23 protein-coding genes are annotated in these 24,114 nt (G+C 67.6%); 8 read left to right on the forward strand and 15 right to left on the reverse strand.

Annotated features, from left to right (window positions below; all coding sequences use genetic code 11):
* Window positions 1–17: 17 nt before the first annotated feature.
* From ACIBH2_RS15860 to ACIBH2_RS15895, 8 genes are all read right to left on the reverse strand, one after another.
* On the reverse strand, window positions 18–575 hold the full coding sequence (locus tag ACIBH2_RS15860) for an LpqN/LpqT family lipoprotein (protein WP_397117935.1): 558 nt from the start codon (window positions 573–575) through the stop codon (window positions 18–20).
* Window positions 572–1,477, reverse strand: coding sequence for a hypothetical protein (locus ACIBH2_RS15865; RefSeq protein ID WP_397117937.1), 906 nt, complete (start codon window positions 1,475–1,477; stop codon window positions 572–574). The genes ACIBH2_RS15860 and ACIBH2_RS15865 overlap by 4 nt, the downstream gene beginning before the upstream one ends.
* Window positions 1,468–2,508 (reverse strand): hypothetical protein, encoded by a 1,041-nt coding sequence (locus tag ACIBH2_RS15870; RefSeq protein ID WP_397117939.1) that lies wholly within the window; start codon window positions 2,506–2,508, stop codon window positions 1,468–1,470. Before ACIBH2_RS15870 ends, ACIBH2_RS15865 begins: the two co-directional genes overlap by 10 nt.
* Window positions 2,509–2,511: 3 nt before the next feature.
* The gene (locus ACIBH2_RS15875) at window positions 2,512–2,832 is read right to left on the reverse strand and encodes a hypothetical protein (protein WP_397117941.1); all 321 of its coding nucleotides are present in this window, start codon (window positions 2,830–2,832) and stop codon (window positions 2,512–2,514) included.
* 110 nt (window positions 2,833–2,942) lie between these two features.
* The gene (locus ACIBH2_RS15880) at window positions 2,943–5,174 is read right to left on the reverse strand and encodes a heavy metal translocating P-type ATPase (protein WP_397117943.1); all 2,232 of its coding nucleotides are present in this window, start codon (window positions 5,172–5,174) and stop codon (window positions 2,943–2,945) included.
* The gene (locus ACIBH2_RS15885) at window positions 5,174–6,052 is read right to left on the reverse strand and encodes a hypothetical protein (protein WP_397117945.1); all 879 of its coding nucleotides are present in this window, start codon (window positions 6,050–6,052) and stop codon (window positions 5,174–5,176) included. Before ACIBH2_RS15885 ends, ACIBH2_RS15880 begins: the two co-directional genes overlap by 1 nt.
* Before the next feature lies 1 nt (window position 6,053).
* Window positions 6,054–6,260: a heavy-metal-associated domain-containing protein gene (locus ACIBH2_RS15890; protein ID WP_397117947.1), complete on the reverse strand. Its 207-nt coding sequence runs from the start codon at window positions 6,258–6,260 to the stop codon at window positions 6,054–6,056.
* Window positions 6,261–6,377: 117 nt separating this feature from the next.
* The gene (locus ACIBH2_RS15895; RefSeq protein ID WP_397117949.1) at window positions 6,378–6,983 is read right to left on the reverse strand and encodes a TetR/AcrR family transcriptional regulator; all 606 of its coding nucleotides are present in this window, start codon (window positions 6,981–6,983) and stop codon (window positions 6,378–6,380) included.
* 75 nt (window positions 6,984–7,058) lie between these two features.
* Here ACIBH2_RS15895 and ACIBH2_RS15900 point away from each other — a divergent pair, with 75 nt between their 5' ends.
* The 3 genes from ACIBH2_RS15900 (at window position 7,059) to ACIBH2_RS15910 (ending at window position 10,772) form a co-directional block, all read left to right on the forward strand.
* The gene (locus tag ACIBH2_RS15900; RefSeq protein WP_397117951.1) at window positions 7,059–7,811 is read left to right on the forward strand and encodes an SDR family oxidoreductase; all 753 of its coding nucleotides are present in this window, start codon (window positions 7,059–7,061) and stop codon (window positions 7,809–7,811) included.
* Window positions 7,812–7,875: 64 nt separating this feature from the next.
* Window positions 7,876–8,808: a 4-(cytidine 5'-diphospho)-2-C-methyl-D-erythritol kinase gene (locus tag ACIBH2_RS15905; protein WP_397117953.1), complete on the forward strand. Its 933-nt coding sequence runs from the start codon at window positions 7,876–7,878 to the stop codon at window positions 8,806–8,808.
* A 95-nt stretch (window positions 8,809–8,903) separates the two neighbouring features.
* A complete protein-coding gene (locus ACIBH2_RS15910) occupies window positions 8,904–10,772 on the forward strand; it encodes an ABC-F family ATP-binding cassette domain-containing protein (RefSeq protein WP_397117955.1) in 1,869 nt (622 codons plus the stop codon).
* Window positions 10,773–10,840: 68 nt separating this feature from the next.
* Here ACIBH2_RS15910 and ACIBH2_RS15915 read toward each other — a convergent pair whose 3' ends face one another.
* Both ACIBH2_RS15915 and ACIBH2_RS15920 read right to left on the reverse strand, forming a co-directional pair.
* Window positions 10,841–11,674, reverse strand: coding sequence for an Abi-alpha family protein (locus ACIBH2_RS15915; RefSeq protein ID WP_397117957.1), 834 nt, complete (start codon window positions 11,672–11,674; stop codon window positions 10,841–10,843).
* Entirely contained in the window at window positions 11,665–12,987 is a 1,323-nt protein-coding gene (locus ACIBH2_RS15920; protein WP_397117959.1) for a hypothetical protein, read from the reverse strand. Before ACIBH2_RS15920 ends, ACIBH2_RS15915 begins: the two co-directional genes overlap by 10 nt.
* Before the next feature lie 363 nt (window positions 12,988–13,350).
* On the opposite strand from ACIBH2_RS15920, the gene ACIBH2_RS15925 reads away from it, so the two are divergent.
* Together ACIBH2_RS15925 and ACIBH2_RS15930 are read left to right on the forward strand one after the other, a co-directional pair.
* On the forward strand, window positions 13,351–14,229 hold the full coding sequence (locus tag ACIBH2_RS15925) for an Abi-alpha family protein (RefSeq protein WP_397117961.1): 879 nt from the start codon (window positions 13,351–13,353) through the stop codon (window positions 14,227–14,229).
* A 106-nt stretch (window positions 14,230–14,335) separates the two neighbouring features.
* Window positions 14,336–14,854 carry a nuclear transport factor 2 family protein gene (locus ACIBH2_RS15930; protein WP_397117963.1) on the forward strand — a complete coding sequence of 173 codons (519 nt, stop codon included), beginning with the start codon at window positions 14,336–14,338 and terminating at the stop codon, window positions 14,852–14,854.
* On the opposite strand, the gene ACIBH2_RS15935 is transcribed toward ACIBH2_RS15930, so the two are convergent.
* Both ACIBH2_RS15935 and ACIBH2_RS15940 read right to left on the reverse strand, forming a co-directional pair.
* Window positions 14,851–16,476 (reverse strand): peptide chain release factor 3, encoded by a 1,626-nt coding sequence (locus ACIBH2_RS15935; RefSeq protein WP_397117965.1) that lies wholly within the window; start codon window positions 16,474–16,476, stop codon window positions 14,851–14,853. The two genes, ACIBH2_RS15930 and ACIBH2_RS15935, sit on opposite strands and share 4 nt — an antisense overlap.
* Window positions 16,477–17,024: 548 nt before the next feature.
* Window positions 17,025–17,591, reverse strand: coding sequence for a TetR/AcrR family transcriptional regulator (locus ACIBH2_RS15940; protein WP_397117967.1), 567 nt, complete (start codon window positions 17,589–17,591; stop codon window positions 17,025–17,027).
* A 217-nt stretch (window positions 17,592–17,808) separates the two neighbouring features.
* Between ACIBH2_RS15940 and ACIBH2_RS15945 the strand changes: the two genes are divergently transcribed.
* Window positions 17,809–18,501: a lysophospholipid acyltransferase family protein gene (locus ACIBH2_RS15945; protein WP_397117969.1), complete on the forward strand. Its 693-nt coding sequence runs from the start codon at window positions 17,809–17,811 to the stop codon at window positions 18,499–18,501.
* An 83-nt stretch (window positions 18,502–18,584) separates the two neighbouring features.
* Here the strand turns inward: ACIBH2_RS15945 and ACIBH2_RS15950 are convergent, their stop codons facing one another.
* Complete coding sequence (locus ACIBH2_RS15950; protein WP_397117971.1) at window positions 18,585–18,974, reverse strand: VOC family protein; 390 nt, start codon at window positions 18,972–18,974, stop codon at window positions 18,585–18,587.
* 799 nt (window positions 18,975–19,773) lie between these two features.
* Here ACIBH2_RS15950 and ACIBH2_RS15955 point away from each other — a divergent pair.
* Entirely contained in the window at window positions 19,774–20,397 is a 624-nt protein-coding gene (locus tag ACIBH2_RS15955; RefSeq protein WP_397117973.1) for a 50S ribosomal protein L25/general stress protein Ctc, read from the forward strand.
* A gap of 22 nt (window positions 20,398–20,419) precedes the next feature.
* The gene (gene pth, locus ACIBH2_RS15960) at window positions 20,420–21,001 is read left to right on the forward strand and encodes an aminoacyl-tRNA hydrolase (RefSeq protein ID WP_397117975.1); all 582 of its coding nucleotides are present in this window, start codon (window positions 20,420–20,422) and stop codon (window positions 20,999–21,001) included.
* 81 nt (window positions 21,002–21,082) lie between these two features.
* Here pth and ACIBH2_RS15965 read toward each other — a convergent pair whose 3' ends face one another.
* Window positions 21,083–22,726, reverse strand: a complete 1,644-nt coding sequence (locus ACIBH2_RS15965) for a fatty acyl-AMP ligase (RefSeq protein WP_397117977.1) — start codon at window positions 22,724–22,726, stop codon at window positions 21,083–21,085.
* A gap of 120 nt (window positions 22,727–22,846) precedes the next feature.
* On the reverse strand, window positions 22,847–24,022 hold the full coding sequence (locus ACIBH2_RS15970) for an aminotransferase class V-fold PLP-dependent enzyme (protein WP_397117979.1): 1,176 nt from the start codon (window positions 24,020–24,022) through the stop codon (window positions 22,847–22,849).
* Window positions 24,023–24,114 lie beyond the last annotated feature (92 nt).

Here is a 24,114-nt window from a genome sequence, read left to right on the forward strand (position 1 = left end):
GGTGGATCGACCGGGCACTAGGGCATCTCACCGGAATCGGTCGGGACCGATGTCGCGATGGTGAGCCCCGCCGTGATGAGCGCGGTCTCGCTGCCCTCTTCGCCCGCGCGGGCCGTGACGGTCAGCTGGACGAGGTACTGGTCACCGCCTGCACCCACCACCACATAGCGGTTGTCGGCCCAGAGGGTGAGCGTCTCCACGGTGTAGTAGCCCGTAATGGTGGCGGACGGAAACCCTTGGTAGTCACCGGTATCGGTGCTCACCTCCCGCCACTGCGGCATCCGCCGAGAATCGACGAACGCCGACCGCAACAGCCCGGCGGCATCCACGGGCGCGGAGAGCCGCCCCACCAACAGCACGGCATTGTCGGCCCACCCCAAACTCTCCTCCGGCGGCAGCGCCCAGACACCGTAGGCCCCGGGAAAGACCCCCCGGTCGACCTCCCGCCAACCGTTCGGCACCGGAATCGAAACTCGCGGAGCCCCAACGGAATCGGGGTGCACCGGAATGACGGCGGTCCCGGCCGCCGCCAAGTTCTCGGCCAGACTGGGCAACGAAGCGGACGGTGTCGTCACGAAGCCTTCTCCTCGGCGGTGAACCAGATCGGAGCATCGGGGCGTGCGAGCAGGTGTCGCTGCTCGGGATGATCCTTCAGGAACCGCATGATCGCGAGCAGCCTGTGCGGATCGCAGTCGAGCAGATAGGCCGGTAGAGCCACCTTCTCGGGCGTGTCCCAGTCTCGGCGCTGCACGGGGGTTCGGGGACTCAGCAGTCGCACGTCGATCAACGACAGCTCGATCGTCGCCCCGGAGCCGCTTTGGCGGTGTACGCCTTGCTCGATCGAATCCACTTCATCCCATTCGATGAACTGTTCTCGTAGGCGTCGCAGTACCGGGTAGACCATCATTCGACGGATTCCGGCGGGGTACAGCTCCAACGAAGTTCGCATTCGAGCAATGAATACGAGAATCAGAGCCCCTGCCAGGATCAGCCCCACGATCAATACGAATGTCGCTCCACCGGAGCTGGTCTTCGACAAGGGGAGTAGCCCTCCTGCATCGCCAAGCTTCCACCCCACCCAGGCCGCGATCGCATATGCCGCGCCGCCCGCCAGCACGAGAACGATCGGCAGCATTATGTCTCGGGCACCGATGGAGATACCCGACCCGTGTGTCGCATCGAGGTGGTGCCGAATCCGCGCGGAATGCTTGCGGCCCCATGGATTCGGCGGACAGATCATCAGCAGGAGTCCGAGGCTGCCAACGATGACACCGCACGCACCGACCACCACGACCGGGCTCTTGCCGATGCCGTCGGAGATGAGGATCGCAACCCACATGCCTGGGATCGCGATGAACACGGCCACCAGTCCCGCGAAGGACAACTTGCTGCCGACCGACGGCTTCGCGTCTGCCACGCGCGCGAATTCGATTGTGGGAAAGGGTGATTTCGAGCCCATAGGATTCGTCAGTCCCATAGCCGTTGAATGCCTTTCGAAGTGAAGTGTGAGAACACGGCACCGACGCCAGCACCCACCACGAATCCGACAGCCGTACCGGCGCCTGGGAAGACCGACCCGATAGCGGCTCCCGCGTACGCCCCGGACAACGCTCCTGCGGCCATACCGACGCCAGTGCCGACACTCTCGCTGACGATGGCTTCGGACCGGCTCATCCCGCCATCGATGTCATCGGCGATAGCCGGGACGGTACCGATCGCGTTTCCGATGATTCCCATGCGGCTGAGGCCACTGGTTATTTTGACCGGGCCGATTCGACTGGTGTTATGGGTGCGCTCGCCCCAGTTCTGAACCCACTTCAGGACCCCGTCGTTGCCCGCGCGAGCCGCACCGTCGAGCTTGTCCCTGGTGACGTCGGTCATCGAGCCGATAATCACGTTGGCGGTTGTCGTGGGAATATCCGGTGCCCAGAAGGATGCGGGTGAGGTCGCGATGGCGTCCGCGACCGCGTTCGGGTCCTGCGCCTTGATCTTCTGGATTTCGGTGGTGGTTGTGGCGAGGACCGCGGCCGGGGCCATGCGCTGCACCTCGCCGACCGCGTCGGCGATCTGCTGTCCCCACTTCGCGTCGGCGGCGAGCAGGGTCGTCAGCAGTCCGGAGAGGCGCTCGAGTTCGAGTCCGGCTTCGGAGTCCCAATCCTCGACGCCGGTCACGGTCCAATCGTCGGAGATGGCGACCGGAGGCACGACGTAGGTGCGCAGGATCGTCTTGATCTCCGCGAGGGGATGTTCCATTTCGCTGAACGCGCCCTTGGTCGCGGTGCCGAGATCGTCGTAGGCGGTCACGATGGCGCGCATTTGGGTGCGTTCGTTCTCGGCCTTGGTCTCGGCCGCAGTCGCGGCCGCACCTTTCCAGTCCAGGCCGTCGTGAATCGCGGTGTACAGGGTGTCCGACGCCTTCAGAATCGCGTCGGCGATTTTGGTGGCGGCATCGCCGACGGTCGCGAGGCCGTCGACGTTCCAGCTCAGAACCTCGCTCGGGGTCGGCATCGGCTATTTCCCGGCGTGCGGATCGCCGGAGTTGAGGTTCGCGACGGCGGCGATGCGGTTGGCCGCGTCCACGTCGGTGCCGTGGTACTGGTTGGCGCTCAGCGCCAAGAGGGCCGAGAAGTGATTGAACCGCGCCTTCAACACGTCCTTGGCGGTGCGGCTGGCCGCGTCCGCCGTACCGAGCGCCGCGCCGACCGCGGAGCCGGGCAATGCCTTGGCGACCGGCTCGGCGCCCAGGCGCGGGGCATCGTCGATCTCCTTGGGGAGCAGTGCGAGCGCGCCTGCCGCCAAGCGCAGACCGTCGGGATTCACTTCGAAAGACACGGGTCCCCCTGGCCGGTGGTGCGATGTTGGGGAGGTATGCGAAACGGGTCGGGCGGTAGTCGCCGACCAGGCGACGGTACCGACCGACCCGTTGTGTAGCAAATTCTCCGTTACTGGAAGCGGCGCAGTCGCAGGCTGTTGCTCACCACGAAGACGCTGGACAGGGCCATGGCGGCTCCGGCGAGCATGGGGTTCAGCAGGCCCGCTGCCGCCAGGGGGATGGCGGCGACGTTGTAGCCGAAGGCCCAGAAGAGATTGCCTTTGATGGTGCGCAGGGTGGCTCGGGAGAGGCGGATGGCTGCCGCCACTGTCCGGAGATCGCCGCGGACCAGGGTGATGTCACTGGCTTCGATGGCCACATCGGTGCCGGTGCCCATGGCGAGGCCGAGGTCGGCTTGGGCGAGCGCGGCGGCGTCGTTGACGCCGTCGCCGACCATCGCCACGACCTTGCCCTGATCCTGGAGCTTGCGGACCACATCGAGCTTGTCGCTCGGCATGACCTCGGCGATCACCTCGTCGATACCGACCTTGTCCGCGACGGTGCGGGCGGCGGCGGCATTGTCGCCGGTCAGCAGGACGGGGGTGAGGCCGAGCGCCTTCAGGTCAGAAATCGCTTCAGCGCTGGTCGATTTGATCGCGTCGGCGATGACCAGGACACCGCGGGCGGTGCCGTCCCAGGCCACCACGACGGCGGTGTGTCCGGCCCGCTCGGCCTGAGACTTGGCCGCTGCCAGGGGTTCCGGCAGCGCGACCGACCAGTCGTCGAGCAGTTCGGTGCGTCCGATGATCACCGCGCGCTCGCCGACCAGACCCTGAACACCCTTGCCGCCGTGCGACACGAACTGCTCCACGGGCTCCAGTGCGGTCCCCTTGGCCCCGTCCACCACGGCCTTGGCGACCGGATGCTCGGAGCCGTGCTCGACCGCCGCCGCCACCGCGAGCAGCTCGTCGGAGTCCACGCCCTCGGCCGGAACCACTTCCGCCAGAGTCATTTTCCCGGTGGTCACGGTGCCGGTCTTGTCCAGCACGACGGTGTCGATGCGCCGGGTCGACTCCAGCACCTGCGGACCCTTGATCAGAATGCCCAGCTGCGCACCGCGCCCCGTACCGACCAGCAGTGCGGTCGGCGTGGCCAGACCCAGCGCGCACGGGCAGGCGATGATGAGCACCGCCACCGCCGCGCCGAACGCGGTCGCCACGGCCGCCCCGGTGCCGAGCCAGAAGCCCAGTGCCGCAACGGAGATGGCGATGACGATCGGGACGAAGACACCGGAGACCCGATCGGCCAGCCGCTGCACCTGCGCCTTGCCGTTCTGCGCGTCCTCCACCAGCCGCGCCATCTGCGCCAGCTGGGTGTCCGCGCCGATGCGGGTGGCGCGCACGGTCAGCATGCCGCCCGCGTTCACGGTCGCGCCGACCACCTCGTCGCCGGGACCGACCTCGACGGGCACCGACTCACCGGTCAGCATGCTCATATCGAGGGCCGAATTGCCCTTCACCACAACGCCATCGGTGGCGATCTTCTCGCCGGGCCGAACCAGGAACTCCTCGCCGACCCGCAGATCGCCGACGGGAATCCGGGTTTCGACGCCGCCGCGCAGCACCGACACATCCTTGGCGCCCATTTCCAGCAGCGCCCGCAGCGCGGACCCGGCCTTCTCCTTGGACCTGGTCTCGAAGTACCGGCCCGCCAGAATGGCCACGATCAGCACCGCGGCCACCTCGAAGTACAGCGCCGAGGTCGAATCACCGCGCGAAATAGCAAGGGTGAACGGGTGTTTCATCCCGGGTGTCCCGGCATCGCCGAAGAACAGCGCGTACACCGACCACCCGAAGGCGGCGAAGGTGCCCAGCGAGATGAGGGTGTCCATGGTGGCCGTGCCGTGCTTGGCATTGGTCCAGGCGGCCCGGTGGAACCGCGCGCCGCCCCACACCACGATGGGCGCGGCCAGCGTCAGCGACAGCCACTGCCAATTGCGGAACTGTAGGGCCGGGATCATGGCCATGGCGACGATCGGCACGGCCAGCGCCAGGCTCACCAGCAGCCGATGCCGCAGCTCGGCGGTGGCGCTCGGCGTCGAATCGCCCTCGGGCGCTTCGGTTTCCACCGGCTCCACCGTGTGCACGGCGGCGGTGTACCCGGCCTCGGTGACCTGTTCGATCAGATCGGAGGCGCTCAGCGACTCCGGGAAGCTGACCTTGGCCTTTTCGGTGGCGTAGTTCACCGAGGCGGTGACGCCGTCTATCTTGTTGAGCCGCTTCTCGATTCGAGAGGCGCAGGACGCGCAGGTCATGCCACCGATCTCGAGTTCGACGGACCGCTCAGGGGCGGGTGCGCTCATCAGTGACCTCCTCCGTGTGTCCCGTGCCCGCCCGGCGAGGCCGAGGTGGGGGCGGTTGCGGCAATGGTGAATTCGGCGGTGTGCACCGCGTTGTTGTGTGAGAAATCCAGGTAGAGACGGTATTCGCCGCCGCTGGGAGCCTCCGCGTGGAAGGCCACGGCGGGTCCGGCGGGCGTCTTGCCCACCTCACCCTGCGGGTGGACGTGCAGGTAGGCCAGGTCGCTGGCCCGCAGCGCCACCAGATGCCCGTAGGCCCCCAGATACGGCTGCAAGTCGGTGACCGGCTTCCCGTCACGGGTGATGTCGAACGTCAATTCGCTTCCGGCGGTGGACAGATCACCGGCGAGGGTGACCTTGTAACCATCCACCTCGGCGGTCCGCGACGGCGGCGGCAGCGGCCGGTCCACCGCATTGCCCGCGACGTCGAAGGTCCGGCTCAGCGTCAGCCCGCCCGGCCCGCCGGTGGGCGTGAAATCGGTGAACACCCGGTAGGTGCCCGGCTCGTTCCATTTCCAATCGATGGACCAGGTGCCGTCCGCGCCCAGCACCGGATGTACGTGCCGGAACTGGCTGGTATCGGTGCGGGCGACGATCAGGTGTAGGTCTTTTTCGTGCTCTTTGTCGTAGGCGGTGACGGTGCCGTTCGGCCCGGTGATCCGAAAACTCAGTGCGCCGGGCTGATTCGCGGCGGTCGGCGCGCTGATCTCACTCAGGGTGTAGCCGGATTCCGTGTCGAGCAATCCCAGCGCGTCGGTCTGACTGGTGTCGGGCCCGGGGGCCGGGCTCGGATCGCCCACGAGGGCTCCGATTCCGAGCGCGGCCCCGAACAGCACGACCAGTCCACCGCCGAACGCGGCGAACTTGAGTCGATCGTTCATCTCAGCTCGCCACCTGGTAACCCGCTTCGTCGACGGCGGCCACGACGGCGGAGTCCGCGATCGGGGCGGCCGACTCGACCTTCACCAGTCCGCTGGCGAGATCGACATCGACACTGGTGACACCGTCGATCTTGCCGATCTCCTTCTGGACCGACCCGACGCAGTGGCCGCAGGTCATTCCGGTGACGGTGTAAGTGCTGGTGGCCATGTCGGTCTCCTTCGTTCGCGGTACATCATACGGTGTGGGGGTATCCCCGACACCGATGAACATACCCCCCACGGGTACCCGGCGCAAGTGCGCGCCCGAAGGAAATCCGGCGGTCTGTCAGGCGGTGACCTCCTCGGGCCAGGCGCTGATGGCGAGCTCGGCGGCTTTTCCCAGTTCAGCGGCGCTCGCGCCATCACGCGCACCCTGTGACATGCCTTGCAGTACGGCCGCGGTGTAGCGCGCCAACCCCGCGGCATCGGTCTCGGCGGGCAGGATTCCGGCCTCGATATCGCGGCGAATCCACTCCTGGAGAATGCCGACATTGTTGTTGCGCAGCTGCCGCAGCATGTCCGCGACCTCGGTATTGGTGGTGTTCACGCCCGCGCTGATGACCATGCACCCCGGCGGCTGACCTTCCTTGGTGTATTCGACCGCCGCCAGCCGCAGCAGTCGTTCGGCCGCGGCCCGAGCCGTCGCCGCTTCGCCGAAAACCCGCGCCATGAACCCGCCGTAGCGCGTGCCGAAGCACTGGACGGCCTCGGTGAACAAGCTCTGTTTGTCGCCGAAGGCCGCGTACAGACTCGGTGCGCCGATGCCCAGCTCCTCGGTGAGGTCGCGGGTGGAGGTGGCCTCGTATCCCTTGCGCCAGAACAGCCGAATCGCCTTGTCCAGCGCGGCATCTCGATCGAAGGAGCGGGGGCGTCCCCGCGACGGTGCGGCCATGGAAAACATTCTATAGCGTTCGCTAGTTAATGTGCTACGGTGCTTCTGTAGCAATCGCTAGAGAAAGAGATCGACATGGGCAACCTGACGGGCAAGACGGCACTGGTGACCGGCGGCAGCCGCGGTATCGGACGCGCCATCGCGGAACGGCTCGGGCGCGATGGCGCACGGGTCGGCGTGCACTACAACGGCAATGCCGACGCCGCGAAGGAGACCGTCGCCGCCATCGAAGCCGCGGGCGGCTCGGCCTTCGCGATCCAAACCACGCTGGGTGTGCCCGGCGATGCGCAGGCGCTGTGGGAGGCGTTCGACGCACAGGCCGACGGGCTCGACATCCTGGTGAACAATGCCGGAATCGACGGCATCCGCGAACCCATCGGGGGTACCGACGAGGAGTCCTTCGACCGTGTTGTCGCGGTCAATGCCAAGGCCCCGTTCTTCATCACCCGCCTCGGTCTGGAGCGGCTGCGCGACGGCGGTCGCATCGTCAATATCTCCACCGGGCTCACGCACGGCTTCCGCATGCCGGAACTCATCGCCTACACCATGACCAAGGCCGCCATCGACTCCTTCACCTCGGTTCTCGCCAAAGAAGTTGGCGCACGCGGGATTACGGTGAACGCCGTCGCGCCCGGCATTGTCGATACCGATATGAACGCCGCCTGGCTGCGCAATGACGAGACACAGGCGCATGTCTCGACCCTGTCGCCGCTGGGTCGCGTCGGGCAGCCGGGCGATATCGCCGATGTGGTGGGCTTCCTGGCCTCGGCGGATTCGCGCTGGGTCACCGGACAGTGGATCGACGCCACCGGCGGCGCGCTGCTCTAGCGCACCGGCGCCGGGCGGGCCGACATGGTCGTGGCGCGGTGCGTGCGCGCATTAGGCTTAGCGCGTGCTCTCAGTTGTGCCCAGTCCCGTGGTCGTCCGCGCCCCGTCGAAGGTGAATCTGCACCTCGGGGTGGGCGATCTGCGCGATGACGGGTACCACGACCTCACCACCGTCTTCCAAGCACTCTCGCTCAGCGACGATGTGAAGATCGCGCCGTCCGGTTCGCTGTCGGTGAAGGTGACCGGCGAGGGCGCGGCCGAAGTGCCCACCGACCGCACCAATCTGGTGTGGCAGGCGGCCGTGCGGCTGGCCCATCTGGACGGTCGTGCGCCGCTGGTGGATATCTCCATCGCCAAGGGCATTCCGGTGGCGGGCGGTATGGCGGGCGGCAGCGCCGACTGCGCCGCCGCCCTCATCGGGCTCAACGACCTGTGGGAGCTGGGCCTCGGTCGCGAGGAGCTGCTCGAGATCGGGGCCGAACTCGGCAGCGATGTGCCCTTCGCCCTGCACGGCGGCACGGCGCTGGGGCGCGGGCGCGGGGAGAAACTGCTGCCGGTATTGTCCCGCAACAGCTTTCACTGGGTGCTCGCACTCGCCAAGGGCGGCCTGTCCACCCCGGCGGTCTTCCGCGAACTCGACCGCCTGCGCGAGGTCGGCGATCCGCCGCGCCTCGACAGCCCGGAGGCCCTGCTGCAAGCCCTCGCCTCGGGCGACCCGCGCCAGCTCGCACCGCTGCTCGGCAACGACCTCCAGGCGGCCGCGCTCTCACTGAAACCCGAACTGCGGCGGACACTGCGCGCGGGCGTCTCGGCCGGAGCCCTCGCCGGAATCGTCTCCGGATCGGGCCCCACCTGCGCCTTCCTCTGCGAGAACGAGGACTCCGCCATCGCGGTGGCCGCCGAACTCTCGGGTGCCGGGGTGTGCCGCAGCGTGCGCACCGCCAGCGGCCCGGTGCCCGGTGCCCGGGTCATCGGCGACGCGCCCGCGCGCGGCTGAGCGAAGATCGAGCGGCTCGGAATCGGAGTGCGCCTGCTCGGTAGGCTGGCTCACGGCAATGCGGCATGCGCCGTCGGCACGACCCAGAAGGACAAATGGCGAATCTGATCAACCTCGAATCGGTCAACAAGAGCTTCGGCATCAAGCCCCTGCTCGATGACGTCTCCCTCGGTGTCCACGACGGCGAGCGGATCGGGGTTGTGGGCCTCAACGGCGGCGGCAAGACCACGCTGCTCGAGGTGTTGACCGGACTCGAGGAGCCCGACAGCGGGCGGGTCAGCCGCATGAACCACCTGCGCATGGCCGTGGTCACCCAGCGTGGCGTGCTGCCCGAGGGCTCCACTGTCGGAGATGTGGTGCTGGCTGGGCTCGCCGAGGACCAGATGGATTGGGCATCGCACAGCGATTCGATGGGGGGTGGTGGTCGGGCGACGGGAGGGCCCGACGGTGTCGCCGAGCACGAATGGGCCGCCAATCCCCGCATCCGCTCCGTGGTCGAGGGCATCGGCATCGCCGATCTCGGCATGGACGCCCAGGTCACCAACCTCTCCGGTGGTGAGCGTCGCCGCGTCGCCCTCGCCGCCGCCCTGGTCCGCGATCTCGACCTGCTCGTGCTCGACGAGCCCACCAACCACCTCGACGTCGAGGGCGTGCAGTGGCTGGCCGAACATCTCCTCTCGCGGCGCAGCGCGCTCGTGGTCGTGACCCACGATCGCTGGTTCCTCGACACCGTCGCCACCCGCACCTGGGAAGTGGTGGGCGGCAAGGTCGAAACCTACGAGGGCGGCTACAACGACTGGATCTTCGCCCGCGCCGAACGGGCCCGCCAGGCCGATGCCACCGAGGCACGGCGGCAGAACCTGGCCCGCAAGGAACTGGCCTGGCTGCGGCGCGGCCCGCAGGCGCGCACCTCCAAGCCGCGCTACCGCGTGGAGGCCGCCGAGGCGCTCATCGCCAATGTGCCGCCGCCGCGCGACACCGTCGAACTGGCCTCCTTCGCCCGCAAACGCCTGGGCCGCGTGGTGATCGAACTCGAGGACACCACCCTCGCCACCCCGGACGGCCGGGAACTGGTGCACGATCTGACCTGGCGGCTCGCGCCGGGCGAACGGGTCGGCCTGGTCGGCGTGAACGGATCCGGCAAGACCACGCTGTTGCGCGCACTCGCCGGTGACGCGCCGTTGAAGACCGGTAAGCGTATTCAGGGCCAGACCGTCCGAATCGGTTGGCTGCGCCAGGAACTCGACGATCTGCCGCTGGATATGCGTGCCCTGGAAGCGGTTCAGGATGTCGCCATGCGAACCATGCTCGGCGACAAGGAGATCAGCGCCAGTCAGCTCGCGGAGCGCCTCGGCTTCACCCCCGCCAAACAGCGCACCCGGGTGGGCGACCTGTCCGGCGGTGAGCGCCGCCGCCTGCAGCTCACCCGCATTCTCATGAGCGAACCCAATGTCCTGCTCCTCGACGAGCCCACCAACGACCTGGATATCGACACCCTCCAGCAGTTGGAGGACCTCCTGGACGGTTGGGCGGGCACCCTGGTGGTCATCTCGCACGACCGCTACCTCATCGAGCGCATCTGCGACTCCACCTGGGCCCTGTTCGGCGACGGCAAACTCACCAACCTGCCCGGCGGTATCGAGGAGTACCTCAAGCGCCGCGCCGCCCTCATGGGCGGCAAACCCGGCACCACCCCCAAAGCCCCCGCCAAATCCGCCGCCCCCGCGAATACCGCCGCCCCCGCGACGGATTCGGCCGCCTACCGCGCCGCCCGCAAGGAACTCGCCAAGCTGGAGCGCACCGTCGAAAAGCTCGCCGAACGCGAAGCGAAACTCCACACCGCCCTCGCCGAAGCCGCCACCGACCCCGACAAACTCATCACCCTCGGCACCGAACTCAAACAGGTCCAAGCCGAAAAGGAATCCGCCGAGGAACGCTGGCTGGAACTCGCCGACAACGCCTGACATCCACGAGGGGGAACTGGTGGCGGCGAATCGCGAGAGCCTCCCGCCACCAGTTCCCCCTCGTGGTGCTAGAGCGCTTGGTCGAGGGTGGGGATGGGGAGGCAGGTGCGGACGAAGCCGCCGCCGAAGCTGGTGAGCTCGATGCTGCGGTACAGGACCTTGGTGGTGAAACCGGCGCGCTTCAAGAGCTTTCGGACCTCGGGGAGGGTTTCGATGAGCTGGTAGCGGTTCGGGTTGCCGAGGGGTTCGCGGCCGAAGTCGAGCAGGCCGAGGCGGCGCAGGTTGGTCAGGTATTCGTCGATGCGGTTGGGGTAGCGCAGGCCCGCGTCGTCGCCGACCAGGTTGAAGCGGCCGCCGCGGCCGTTGGCGGTGCGGCCGGTGCGCACGTCGACGAGCGGTTGCGGCCCATCGAGATACAGGAACCGCACGATGCGCGCCTCGTCGGGGGCGAGCTGATCGAGGATGCGGGAGTAGGCCGGATGGCTCTCGTCGGCGCTGTGCAGATCGGCGGACTGGCGCAGCAGTTCCGCACCGCGCGCCCGCAATTCGGTCAAGGGGGAGGATTCGGGAGCTGCCTCGCCCTCGGCGGCGGGACGCACGCCGAGCGCCCGCAGCATCGAATCACGCACCTGCGCACCGGCTTCGGTGAGGATCTCGCGCGGCGGCTGCCCGGCCATACTGCCGCGCACCACCGTTCCGGTCACCCCGAGCGCGGTGCCCACACCCCACGCCGTGGCCTCGGACAGCGCCGACCACGCCACCCGCGCCACACCGGTCGCGGTGCGTACGGTTCCGGCCGAGGGCTGCTGCGGCACCGCCGGTAGCGCGCTCGCGCGCAGCACGAGTTCGGTCGAATGCTCGACGGAATCGTCGGGGTCCGAATCGGATTCGGTCACATCCATGTGGTCGCTACTCCTGTTCCGAAGACCAGGATGTGAGCGTAGCCCGCGAACAGCCCCAGCACACCGCCATGAAGAAACAAGAGCCATTCATCTTGTTTGATGGCCGTACGCAGCATGTCCACGAACTCCGGCGGACTCAGCGCCGACATTTGTTTGGCGATGAAGTCCGAGACCTGTTTGCCCTGGCGGACATTGAACTCCGGATCGGCGAAGGCGATGGGCGCGATGCGCGCCGCCTCGGCGGTCAGCGTCGACTGCAACGTGTCGTACTCGCGTCCGCCGAGCATGAACTTCACCGCGCCCTTGGCCGGGCCGAGCGCGCGGTCGGCGGCCGGGCGCAGGGTGTCCTCCAGCATCTGCACGGTGCGATCCGAGCGCGGCCCGTTCAGCAGTTCGTCGCCGATATTGGCGACGGTCATGATCTCCCGCGATACCAGCTCCGCATAACCCTCGGTGATCTCGGGCTGGCGCTTGATGAGCAGACCCTGCCGCCACGGGCACCACCACTTCGGATACGCGGGCGCGAAGATCAGGTTGATACCCACCCAGTTCACCACCCAGCCGATGATGATGCCGCCGATGGGCAGCACCACCAGCGTCGACCACCCGGTCAGATGCAGCACCGCGACCAGCAGCAGACCCATGGGCGCGCCGAAGTAGAAGCCGAAATTCTGCATGAAGCGCAGTTCTTTCGCACCCAGCACCTGGAACACGCTGTTGAGCAAATGCGGGCGCGCCTGGAAGTAGCGGATGACCATCTGCTTGACGTCGAGCAGTTGATCGATGTTGTTGCCGAGTTCATCGGTGAGTTCCCGCAGAATTTCGGGTAACTGCTGTCGAACGCGTTCGTGGATCAACTCCCGAACCTGCGTCGGCAGGTTGTACCAGAGCTGCGGATGTTCCCGCTTCAAGATCTCTTCAACGATGTCGCGAATCTGGACTTCAGCTATTTCGGTCAGATGTTCAGCGAGCTTGTCGGGTTCGAGTTCCCGATAGAAATCCGAGACGCTGCCGAGTTTGGCCAAGCCCTTGTCCACGGCGATGGAGGCCATCTTGTCCGCCCGCGACGGAACGATCCCCTGCCAGCCCATCCGCCCGTCGTACTGCAGTAGCGGCAACACCTGAATCCGCTTGGGCAAGTACGGAAACAACGTCGCCAGACCCGGCATCCGAAAGCCGTGAAAGGAGATCGGCTTGAACAGCATCAGCACACCGGTCCAGTTGGTGATGTAGCCGATGACCCCCGTGAACAATGGAATCGTTATGAGTTCCAGCAGAATGGTCGGGTGGATTCCGAAAACACTCTCTAGCACGACACCCTCCTGCCGACCCCTACCGGTACCAGCCGCTGTACCGGCACGCTCAAGTTAGCACCCCGTCGGCAGTCGGACCTTACTGTGAATTCAGTTGGGCGGTCCAGTTGCGCATTGTCGGCGTCGAGATCTCGGTCACACTGCCCGGTCCCGATGTTCCGATGTGCCGACCCGCCCGTCAGAATGACGGGGACCACAGCCATATCGCATCGCTCGGCGGGTGTCGGGGGTCATGTTGAGCGGGTGTCGCCGGATGCGAACGGGGTAGCCTTCGCATGGCAGCCGGGTTCAGCGTGCCTGGGGGACTGTCGGCGGCAATAATCTGTGGACGGTTACGTTCACCTGGCGAACTTCGGAGTAGACGTGGCAGACGACAGGACCGGGCGAGAGGTGGTCCGTCCGGGTTCCCGTGCCGTGGAACGCAGCTCGGATGTGGAGCAGCGGCAGATCAGCAATGAGGCGCGGCTGCTGCGCGGGGCTTTTCGCGCGGCCGGACTCGCGGTCGGCACCGCGGTGCGCAGCGGGGAGTGGGCCGTCGGCACCACGTTCGAGGTCGCCAAGCAGCTCACCCAGGCGGCAATGGACGGCGAATCGTCGGCCGATATCGCCGATCGCACGGGTGCGGCGCTGCGGTCCATCGCGCGCAGCGCACTCGGTGTCACCGAGGGGTCGGTGCGCGAGATCGTCAGCTATGTTCCGACGCCCATGAACCAGGGCCAGCAGCCGATTCCGGTGAACGGCAGCCTGATTCGCTCCGCCACCTCCGCCGATCTGCGCCGCCGCGGCGATGCGCTGCTGGCCCGCTCGGCCGATGTCTACTTCACCGAGGATGTGCACCCGGCCTACGACCGCATCCTCGATCAGCTCGCACCCGACGAGGCGCGCATTCTGCGCTTCATGGCCTTGAACGGACCGCAGCCGCTGGTGGATGTGCGCACCAACCGGCCGCTGGGTATCGGCTCGGAGTTGGTGTCGGGGGATCTGACCTCGGTGCCGGAGCAGGCGGGCGTGCGCTATCCGGACCGGTCGCGGCACTATCTGATCAATCTGAGTCGGTTGGGGCTGACGTTCACTTCCGAGGATCCGGTGGTCTTGAGTCGCTATATGGTGCTCGAGGTGCAGCCGGTGGTGGAGGCGGCGCTCAAGAAGGCGGGCCGCGCGCCCAAGATCGTGCGAAAGAGCTTGCGGCTGACCGAATTCGGCGAGGACTTCTGCCAGACCTGCTTCAGTATCAACTCCTGAACTCCCGGCGGTACCCGTACCGCCGGACGCCCGGGCGATAGCGAATCGGTACAGATCTGCGCCAATATACGAAGAATCCCGCACGGCTGATGGGATTGTGGAGGGTATGGACTCCGATGCCGTCGCCGCGATCAGTCGGCTGAAGTTCCGCTACCTGCGCGCCCTGGACACCAAGGCGTGGGACGAGTTCGCCGACACCATGATTCCCGAGGCGACCGCGACGTACAGCGAATACCTGCAATTCGAGTCCCGCGACGCCTTCCTGGCCTTCATGCGCAACACGCTCGGCCCGCACGTCATCACCGAACACCGCTGCGACCACCCGGAGATCGATGTCGACGGCGACAGCGCCACCGGCACCTGGTACCTCGCCGACACCGTGCTCATTCCGGGCCACAATATGCTGCTGCGCGGCGCGGCCTTCTACTCCGACCGGTACGTGCGCTGCGAGGACGGGCACTGGCGCATCGCGCACACCGGGTACGAGCGCACTTACGAAGTGGTGCTGTCGCTTTCGGATCTACCCAGCCTGCGATTGACCTCCAGCCGGTGGGGGCTGATCGCCCGGGAACCCGCGGACAACACCCGCACCGAACCCTCGCCGCCGGAAGCGACCATGGGCTAGTCGTCCGCGCCCGCGACCAGTGGTTCGAGGGTGAGCTTGGGCAGTTCCTTCTGGATGTAGGCGAGCTTCCACTTGTCGCCGAACAGCGCGAGCAGCACGCCGTCGCTGCGGGTGAAGACCTCCACGCCGCGCTGGCGGGCGAGCTCCGCGGCGGAGGCGGCGTCGGTGCGCCGGGCCAGCGAGTAGGGCAGCCGGTCCAGGTGGGTCTTGACGTTGAATTCCGAGAGCATGCGCGCCGTCACGACCTCGAACTGCATGGGGCCGACGGCGGCCAGCACCGGGGAGGCGTCGCCGCGAATGTCGTTGCGCAGCACCTGCACCACGCCCTCGGAATCGAGCTGGTCGATGGCCTTGCGGAACTGCTTGTACTTGTCGGCGGTGTGGGCGCGCAGGGTGGCGAAGTGCTCGGGCGCGAAGGACGGGATGGGCGGGAACTCGACCTTCTTGTCCGCGAACAGGGTGTGGCCGGGGGCCAGGGCATTGGCGTTGACCAGGCCGACCACATCGCCCGGGTAGGCGGTGTCGACGGTGGTGCGTTCGCGGCCGAAGACGGTGAGCGCGTATTTGGTGGCGAAGGGGCGTCCAGTCTGGGCGTGCGTGACGACCATGCCGCGCTCGAATTCACCGGAGACCACGCGCATGAAGGCGAGGCGGTCGCGGTGGGCGGTGTCCATACCCGCCTGCACCTTGAACACGACGGCGCTGAACGGGTCGGTGGTGTTGCGCAGCGTGCCGTTCACGTCCTTGCGCGGGGCGGGCGGCGGGGCGAGCTCGACCAGGGTCTCGAGGATCTGGCGGACGCCGAAGTTCAGCATGGCCGAGGCGTAGATGACCGGGGAGGTGTGGCCCGCGAGGAAGAGTTCCTGATCGTGGTCCTGGCCCGCGGCGGAGAGCAGTTCGCTCTCCTCGGCGGCGGTGACCCAGGCCTCGCCCTCGCGTTCGAGGGCCTGTTCCGGGGTGTAGTGCTCCTCGGGGGCGATGGTCGCGCCGCCCGCGGTGCGGGTGAAGTGGATGTACTCGGTCGCCGCGCCCTCGTCGCCGCGGCGCAGCAGGCCGTGGAAATCGCCCGCGATACCGACCGGCAGGAACAGGGGAGTCGGGGTGAGGCCGATGCGGTCGACGATCTCGTCGAGCAGTTCGAGCGGGGCCTGGCCCGGGCGGTCCCACTTGTTGATGACGGTGACGACCGGGATGCCGCGGTCGCGCGCCACCTGGAAGAGCTTGAGCGTCTGTGGTTCCAGGCCCTTGGCGGCGTCGATGAGCATGACCGCGGCGTCCACCGCGGTGAGGACGCGGTAGGTGTCCTCGGAGAAGTCGGAGTGGCCGGGGGTGTCGACCAGGTTGATCACGCAGTCGCCGTACTCGAACTGGAGCGCCGTGGAGCTGACGGAGATACCGCGCGCCTTCTCCATCTCCATCCAGTCGGAGACGGTCGACTTACGACCCGACTTGCCGTGGATGGCACCCGCCTCCGAGATCACCTTCGCGTGCAGCGCGAGGGCCTCGGTGAGGGTGGATTTACCGGCGTCGGGGTGCGAGATCACCGCGAAGGTACGCCGCCTCGCCACCTCGTCGGCCAACCGCCGGGGGACGGTGTCGGTCGGGGTAGTCGGGGAAGTCACGGGAGCTCCTTCGGGGCATCGGCAACCGCTCCAGGGTACCGGGGGAGCCGGAACCGGGCGGAATCGGGCCGAATGCCCGGATGAGCGGAGAGGTACGGGTCACCCTCCGTGCGTGGCCGTCGGTTCACGCCGCGCACCGGCATCCGGCGCGGAACCATCGCACGTCGGGACGGTGCGGCGTCGGTCAACGTCCCGCCGCGATCGACGGCCACCCCCCACTGTGTCCGACAGTTCGGCTCGACGAGATCCGCTCACTGTCGGCCGCGCCTACGAAGAGAAGGCGCACCGGGTTGGCCGGGTCACCTCGCATCCAGCGGTCGGCGGCGTCGAGCTGCCGCTCTCCCGGATCTCGGTCGAGCGACTACGCGGTCGACGCGTTGCCCGGGAGGTGCCCAAGTGTCGCCAATTCCGTCCCGGCGCAACGAGTTCGAGGCTGCGGTTGGCTACGAGGACGGCGATGCCGTGGAGGTTGGACCACAGGGCGAGGGCGCGGTCCTCGGGACGGTCTACCGCGCGCGCGGCGACCAATGCTGCCCACCGGCGATCGATCAGTCTGCTGTCGGGGAGGTGCCCAAGTGTTGGTCGACGGCCTCGGTGACCAGGTGTCGCCAATTCCGGCCTGGTGCAACGAGTTCGAGGCTGCGGTTGGCTACGAGGACGGCTATGCCGTGGAGGTTGGTCCAGAGGGCTAGGGCTCGGTCTTCGGGGTGGTCCACCGCGCAGGCGGTGACGAAGGTTGCCCACTGGTGGTAGAGGGGGAGGGTGCGTTGGCGGAGGTTTTCGCCGGAGCCTTCGAGGAGGTCGTGGCGGAACATGAGGGTGAACATTTCGCGGCGCTCGGCCGCGAAGCCCACGTAGTCCAGGGCTATGCCCGCTACTCGGGCTCGGGGCTCGGCGTTCTGGTGGGTGGCGAATGTGCTTCCCAGGTCAACGAATCCGCGTGCCGCGATGGCCGCGAGCAGGGCGGTGTGCGTGGGGAAATAGCGCCGCGGCGCGCCGTGGGACACCCCGGCCTCACGCGCGATCGCCCGCAGCCCGAGCTCACTCGCCCCGGTCTCCTCGAGCAACTCCACCCCCGCGCTCACCAGGCGGTCCCGCAGCGGCTCCACAGTCATACCGCCCATTCTCGCGGCCCGTCCCCCCGCGCCGGGCACCGCACCGGCGGCGCGAGGGGGAACTGGTGGCGGCGGCTACTCGCACGATGCCGCCACCAGTTCCCCCTCGTGAGGTCGTTCGCCATGTGCCCTCCTGGGATTGGTGTCGTGTTGAGGGTAGACACTGTCTACGCCGGTGCGGTAGACAGTGTCTACGCGACCTATTCGGGAGGACATCATGTGGTACTGGTTGCTGAAGCACGTTCTGGTGGGGCCGCTGCTGCGGATATTGGGGCGGCCGAGAGTTGAAGGGCTCCAGCATGTTCCGGAGACGGGGCCGGTGATCCTCGCGGCGAATCATTTGGCCGCCATCGATTCGCTGTATCTGTCGCTGGTCATGCCGCGGCGGGTGAAGTTCCTCGCCAAGCAGGAGTACTTCGTGGGAACGGGCTTGCGCGGGTGGTTCATTCGCCAGGTCATGGCGGTGACGGGGCAGGTCGCGGTGGATCGCACCGGCGGGTCGGCGGCGGCGGACTCGCTCGCGGCGGCCAAGGGCATCCTCGCCGCGGGTGATGTCTGGGCGATCTACCCGGAGGGCACCCGCTCCCCGGACGGTCGCGTCTACCGTGGCCGCACCGGAGTCATTCGAGTCGCCATGGAGACCGGCGCACCGGTCATCCCGGTCGTGCTCTCCGGTACCGACCGCGTCCAACGCCGAGGCCGCCGCTGCTGGCGCTTCGGCAAGGTGACCGTCTCTTTCGGTCGCCCCCGTACCTTCGCCCCCGCCGACCGCACCGGCGTCCGCGCCGCGACCGACGCACTCATGAACGACCTCGTCACCCGCTCCGGCCGCCGCTACGTCAATTGCTACGCAGCTACTTTCAAGCCCAGCCACGAACTCCCCGAAGACCAGGAGCGCCTGGCCTCATAGCCACCTTCGGCCCGGAGGCAGCGTCGGCTGTTTCGAATTGCCTTGGCGCACCGAGGAACCGGCATCGCCCGATCGCTGGTGGGTCAGCGGCGCAGGCCGATGCGGTCCAGATTCGCTGGGAGGGTGAGGCAGAAGGGGTGGCCCGCCGGGTCGAAGAGAACCCGGAACTTCTCTGGGGCCGCCTGGTTCGGGGCCACGGTCGCGCCCAGCAGGACGGCTTCGGCCTCGGCGGCCTCGAGATCGGCCGCCTCCAGATCCAGGTGGATCTGCTTGGGAGTCTTGTCCTCGGGCCAGGTCGGCGGCCGATAGTCCTCGACCCGCATGGCCGATATCAGCAGGTTGCCGACCTGAACCACCGCCACATTCGCGGTGGAGTAGGTGATCTCCCCGCCGAGCAGCCGCGACCAGAAAGTCACCAGAGCCGCCGGGTCATCGCAGTCGAGCGTTACCGATCCCAATCGCGCAAGAGCCACCCCGTCGATGGTAGTTGAGTACAAGGTTGACGCCCGATCGCCAACGGGAGCTCCTCCGGGTACGCCCACAATCGTCGGTGCTGCGGGCACGCCTGACGGAGGCGGCGGCCCTCGGTTGCCGCTGTGAATTCCCAAAGGCCGCGAAATGTCACAGGGAAACGGGCATTTTGGAGGTGGCGGCGGGGCGTCGCCAGATGAGGCGTCCCGGAGCGGCGGTGGGATGTCGTGCGAGGTGGCGACTCGGCGCGCCGCCGGTTGTTGTGGGAGGCGGGGTGTCCTGGTGTGGCGGCTGTTGTCGCGGAAGCGGGCGTCCTGGCGCGCCGCCCGTTGTCGTGGGAGGTGGGGCGTCACCGAGGGCCGACTGGTGTTGTGGCGGTGTCCCGGTCGGTGGGATGGCGGCGAAGGTTGGGGCGTCACCGAGGTCGTCGGGGGTAGTGAAGGCGGAGCGTCGGTGGGTGACGCGGGCCGGGGGCATCACCGAGAGTTGGCTGGCGCATTTCGGGTGGCGTCGGGCGGGCGTGGGTCGTAGTCTCTGAATCGAGCCCTAGAACCGGTGATTTCGCCCGGTGCCGAGCGCCTTTGGTGGTTTCGGGGGGTGCTTTTTCTGGTGGGTTCGCGCCGTGTTAAGGTCTTCGGGTTGTCTCGGCGAGGGTTGGCCCTGTGCCCACCGTGATCGACGCGGCTCGGCAAGCTTGCCGTCTGTGTTCGTTCCTTCTTGCCCGACGAGCAGACCAACAAGCCGGGGATGGGTCCCCTGGCCAGCAGCTGACAGAGTCCGAGCCGTAGGAGTAGACCACTCATGTCCGACGCCAACCTTCTCGAAGCCGCCGTACGCACCGAGTTCGGTAAGGGCGCCGCCCGCCGTACCCGCCGCGACGGCAATGTCCCCGCCGTGCTGTACGGCCACAACGAGGAGCCGCAGCACCTGGCCGTGAACGCCCAGGCGTTCGCCGCCATCCTGCGCGAGCACGGCACCAACGCCATTCTGAACCTGGACATCGCGGGCAAGAAGCAGCTGGCGATGACCAAGTCCGTGGTCGTGCACCCGATCCGTCGCTACATCGAGCACGCCGACCTGCTGATCATCCGTCGCGGCGAGCGCGTCACCGCCGATGTGACCGTCACCGTGGTCGGCGACGCCGCCCCCGGCACGCTGGTCACCCAGGAGGCCACCGTGCTCTCCATCGAGGCCGAGGCCATGAAGCTGCCGGAGTCCATCGAGATCTCCGTCGAGGGCGTCGAGGCGGGCACCCAGTTCACCGCCGGTGGCATCGACCTGCCCAAGGGCGTCACCCTGGCCGGTGACCCGGAGGCGCTGGTCGTCAACGTCATCACCGCCCCGGCCGCCGAGCCCACCGCCGCCGAGGCCGCCGAAGCCGCCGAGGCCGCCGAGAGCGAAGCCGCCGCCGAGGCCGCCGAATAATTCAGCGCCGCAACGGTTTCAGATGACCGAGGCGCATGCCGGGCCCGCGCTCGTGGTCGGTCTGGGTAACCCCGGATCCGAATACGAGCGCACCCGGCACAACGTCGGTTTCATGGTCGCCGATGTGCTCGCGGAGCGCATCGGCGGCCGTTTCACCGTGCACAAGAAATCCGGCGCGGATCTGCTCGAAGCGCGCCTGGACGGCCGCAAGGTCCTGATCGCCAAACCGCGCAGCTTCATGAACCTCTCCGGCCGACCGGTCGCGGCGCTGGCGCGGTTCTTCTCCGTGCCGCCCACCGAGGTCATCGCCGTGCACGACGAACTCGATCTGCCCTTCGGCACCGTGCGTTTGAAGCGCGGCGGCGGCGAGGGCGGCCACAATGGCCTGCGCTCCATGTCGCAGTCGCTCACCACCAAGGACTATCTGCGGGTGCGCTTCGGTATCGGGCGTCCGCCCGGCCGCCAGGACCCCGCCGATTTCGTCCTGAAGCCCTTCTCCGCGGCGGAACGCAAAGAGCTGCCGGTCATCGTCGAGCAGGCCGCCGACGCGGTGGAGCTGCTGCTGCGCGTCGGCCTCGAGCCCGCGCAGAACCAACTGCACTGAGCCGCCAACCGCACTGAGCCGCCAACCGCGCTGAGCCGCCGACCACACTGGGCCGCCAATCGCGCTGAGCCGGAACGGTTCTCAGGACAGATCGGCCGTGGCCGAGCGCCGCAGCTTCCCGGACGAAGTCTTCGGCAGCGCGCCCGGCCCCAAGACCGTGACACTGCGCGGCCGCACCCCCACCTCCGAGAACACGGCGTGCACCACCTCGTGCTCGATGCGCCGCACCTCCTCGGCGTTCTGGTGCTCGTTGCTCTCCACCACCACCGCGAAGCTCTCCCGCTTCTGCCCCGCGTCGAGCCGCACCGCCACCGCATTGCCGGGCCGAACTCCCTTGACCCGCAAGGCCGCTCGCTCGATATCGGTGGGGAAGATATTGCGCCCGCCCATGATGATGACGTCCTTGATGCGCCCGCACACCACCACCAGGTTCTCCTCGGTGAAGTACCCGATGTCGCCGGTGTCGAGCCAGCCCTCGTCGTCCTGCGCGGAGCGGAACCCGTCCACCGTGACATAGCCGGAAGTCACTGCCGGACCGCGCAATTCGATCACGCCCACCGACCGCACCGGCAACGGCTGCCGGTCGGCGTCCACCACCCGCCCCTCCAGATTGTCGACCAGATACCCGAGGGTGGGCAGTCGCCGCACATTGCCGTAATGGTGTTCGGGATGCCGCACCGGCACCGCCTTGCCCAACGCCTCGAGCAGGTCGGCGTCGACGATATCGAGAATCTGCCCGTGCCCCGGATCGGGCAGTGAGACGGCGAGGGTGGTTTCGGCCATGCCGTACACCGGCGTCAAGGCCATGGGGTTGAGCCCGAACCGTTTTCCGGCCTCGGCCAGCGCGTCCATGGTGTCGGCGTCGACGGGCTCCGCGCCGTTCCACATGTACCGCACACTGCTGAGATCGACCGCCCCGTCATCGGCATTGCGCAGTTTGCGCGCCAGCAGCGAATACGCGAAATTCGGTGCGGCGGTGACGGTTCCCCGATACTTGGAGATGAGTTCGGCCCACAGTATGGGTCGGCGCAGGAAGTCCATCGGCGTCACGCACACCACTTCCGCACCGAATTGCATGGGCACGCTGAGGAATCCGACCATGCCCATGTCGTGGAAGAGTGGCAGCCAGCTGACCATGACATCGCTGTCGAGCTGGAATTTCACCCGATCGAACATGGCGTAGGCGTTCACGAAGAAATTGCCGTGCGTGATCTGTACCGCCTTGGGCGATCCCGTCGACCCGGATGTCAACTGCAACAGGGCGATATCGGATTCGTCGGTATCCAGCGGAGCCGTGTCCTCGCCGCCGCGCAGATCGTCCATGAGCACCACGGCGATGCCGCGCTCCTCCAACAGCGGCGCGGCGATCTCGAACGGCGCGCCCAGCACCACCGCCCGCGCCCGAATCATGGTCAGCACCGTTTCGGTATCGCGCGCCCACACCTGCAGATCCGTGCGCGGCGTCGGCTGGTGCAGCATGGTGATGGAGGCCCCGCGCATCCAAATCCCTTGGCACGCGGGCGCGATATCCACCGGCATACCCGCCAGCACGCCTACCGCGTCACCACGCCCGATTCCGGCCGCGGCCAATCCGCCCGCCATACGGCGCGCGACGGTATGGATCTCACCCCACGTCTGCCGCAGCGGCGCATCCGGCTCCCCGGTCACCAACCCACGGTCGGATGTCTGGGCCGTCTGATACATCTCTTCGGTAAATCGGCTCACCTGCAACTCCCTCAGACCTGTACCCACGGTCGGGACTCTCTAACTATCCCGCCGACAGACCGCCCTGTTAACCACTTTGGACGCATCCGGGTGGACTACGACCGTGGATGGGGAGCGGGTTCAGACGGTGAGCGCGCCCACCGCACCGACGAATCGATCCAGGTCCTCGAAGCTCACGAAGCTGTGCGGCGAGGCGCGCACCACCGAATCCAGTTCGCGCGCGGACATATCCAGCAAGGTCGAGCCGCGATGGCTGACGGTCACGGTGATCTGCTCGCCCGCCAACCGGTCGCGCACCGCCACCGGTTCGAGCCCGTCCACGGTGAACGAGACGATTCCGGCGTGCTGGGTACCGAGGTCGCGCACGGTGACACCGCCGATCTCGGCGAGGGTCTTGCGCAGGTACTCGGCGCGTTCGGCAATGGCCTCGTAGACCTGGGTGGGCCCGAGATCGAGCAGGTAGTGCACGGCCGCGCCGAGGCCGAGGCGGGCGGCGACATCGCACTCCCAGAACTCGAAACGCTCCGCGCCGGGAGCCAGGGTGTAATCCTCGGGACCGGTCCATTGGGCGCTGTGCAGATCGAGGCGCTCGGGCTCCATGGTCGCGGCCAGTTCGGGCCGCACGTAGAGGAAACCGGTGCCGCGCGGACCGCGCAGCCATTTGCGCCCGGTCGCCGAGAGCGCGTCCACGTCGAGCTCGGCGACGTCGAGCGGCAGCTGCCCCGCGGACTGGCAGGCGTCGAGCAGCACCAGCGCGCCCACGCGATGCGCGATGCGGGTGGCCTCGGTGACCGGGTTCACCAGGCCGCCATTGGTCGGAACATGTACCAGCGAGACGAGTTTGACGCGCTCGTCGAGCATGGCCGCCAGGGCGTCGAGATCGAGCTGCCCGCTGCTGTCGCTGGGAATGGCCTCCACGGTCGCCCCGGTGCGGCGGGCGCGCTGCAGCGCGGCAATGGCATTGCTGGCGTAATCGGCCCCCGATACGAGAATGCGGTCACCCGGACCCAGCGGCACCGAGTAGAAGAAATCGGTCCACGCCCGGCTGGCGCTGTCGCTCAGGGCGATGGCACCGGCATCGGCATTGATCAGTGCGCCGATGGCCGTCTTCACCGCGCGCAGGTCGTCGAGACGCTCGTTCGCGGCGCGATAGCCCCCGATCTCCGCTTCCCTGCGCAGGTGGGCGACAGCGGTGTCGACGACGACGCGGGGCGGTAGCGAGGATCCTGCGCTGTCGAGAAACACCAGGTCCTCGCAACCGGGAGTATCCGCGCGCAGCTGGGCGATATTCAGCATGGCATCGACCATACCGACGGATATGTTCCCCTTTTCGTCACTTTTCGTGTCAGGGGGCATGGCTACCCTGGTTTGGTCGGCGTGCGACGCCC

It is taken from the genome of Nocardia sp. NPDC050406, assembly GCF_044459025.1.
In the GTDB taxonomy this organism is placed as follows: domain Bacteria; phylum Actinomycetota; class Actinomycetes; order Mycobacteriales; family Mycobacteriaceae; genus Nocardia.

What these genes read in the sequence shown, in the direction of transcription:
- pth (WP_397117975.1), top strand. Translation starts at nt 20,420, where the DNA reads ATGACCGAGGCGCATGCCGGGCCCGCGCTCGTGGTCGGTCTGGGTAAC.
- ACIBH2_RS15930 (WP_397117963.1), top strand. Translation starts at nt 14,336, where the DNA reads ATGGACTCCGATGCCGTCGCCGCGATCAGTCGGCTGAAGTTCCGCTAC.
- ACIBH2_RS15870 (WP_397117939.1), bottom strand. Translation starts at nt 2,508, where the DNA reads ATGCCGACCCCGAGCGAGGTTCTGAGCTGGAACGTCGACGGCCTCGCG.
- ACIBH2_RS15895 (WP_397117949.1), bottom strand. Translation starts at nt 6,983, where the DNA reads ATGGCCGCACCGTCGCGGGGACGCCCCCGCTCCTTCGATCGAGATGCC.
- ACIBH2_RS15900 (WP_397117951.1), top strand. Translation starts at nt 7,059, where the DNA reads ATGGGCAACCTGACGGGCAAGACGGCACTGGTGACCGGCGGCAGCCGC.
- ACIBH2_RS15910 (WP_397117955.1), top strand. Translation starts at nt 8,904, where the DNA reads ATGGCGAATCTGATCAACCTCGAATCGGTCAACAAGAGCTTCGGCATC.
- ACIBH2_RS15955 (WP_397117973.1), top strand. Translation starts at nt 19,774, where the DNA reads ATGTCCGACGCCAACCTTCTCGAAGCCGCCGTACGCACCGAGTTCGGT.
- ACIBH2_RS15880 (WP_397117943.1), bottom strand. Translation starts at nt 5,174, where the DNA reads ATGAGCGCACCCGCCCCTGAGCGGTCCGTCGAACTCGAGATCGGTGGC.
- ACIBH2_RS15945 (WP_397117969.1), top strand. Translation starts at nt 17,809, where the DNA reads ATGTGGTACTGGTTGCTGAAGCACGTTCTGGTGGGGCCGCTGCTGCGG.
- ACIBH2_RS15890 (WP_397117947.1), bottom strand. Translation starts at nt 6,260, where the DNA reads ATGGCCACCAGCACTTACACCGTCACCGGAATGACCTGCGGCCACTGC.
- ACIBH2_RS15940 (WP_397117967.1), bottom strand. Translation starts at nt 17,591, where the DNA reads ATGACTGTGGAGCCGCTGCGGGACCGCCTGGTGAGCGCGGGGGTGGAG.
- ACIBH2_RS15865 (WP_397117937.1), bottom strand. Translation starts at nt 1,477, where the DNA reads ATGGGACTGACGAATCCTATGGGCTCGAAATCACCCTTTCCCACAATC.
- ACIBH2_RS15915 (WP_397117957.1), bottom strand. Translation starts at nt 11,674, where the DNA reads ATGGATGTGACCGAATCCGATTCGGACCCCGACGATTCCGTCGAGCAT.
- ACIBH2_RS15885 (WP_397117945.1), bottom strand. Translation starts at nt 6,052, where the DNA reads ATGAACGATCGACTCAAGTTCGCCGCGTTCGGCGGTGGACTGGTCGTG.
- ACIBH2_RS15970 (WP_397117979.1), bottom strand. Translation starts at nt 24,022, where the DNA reads ATGCTGAATATCGCCCAGCTGCGCGCGGATACTCCCGGTTGCGAGGAC.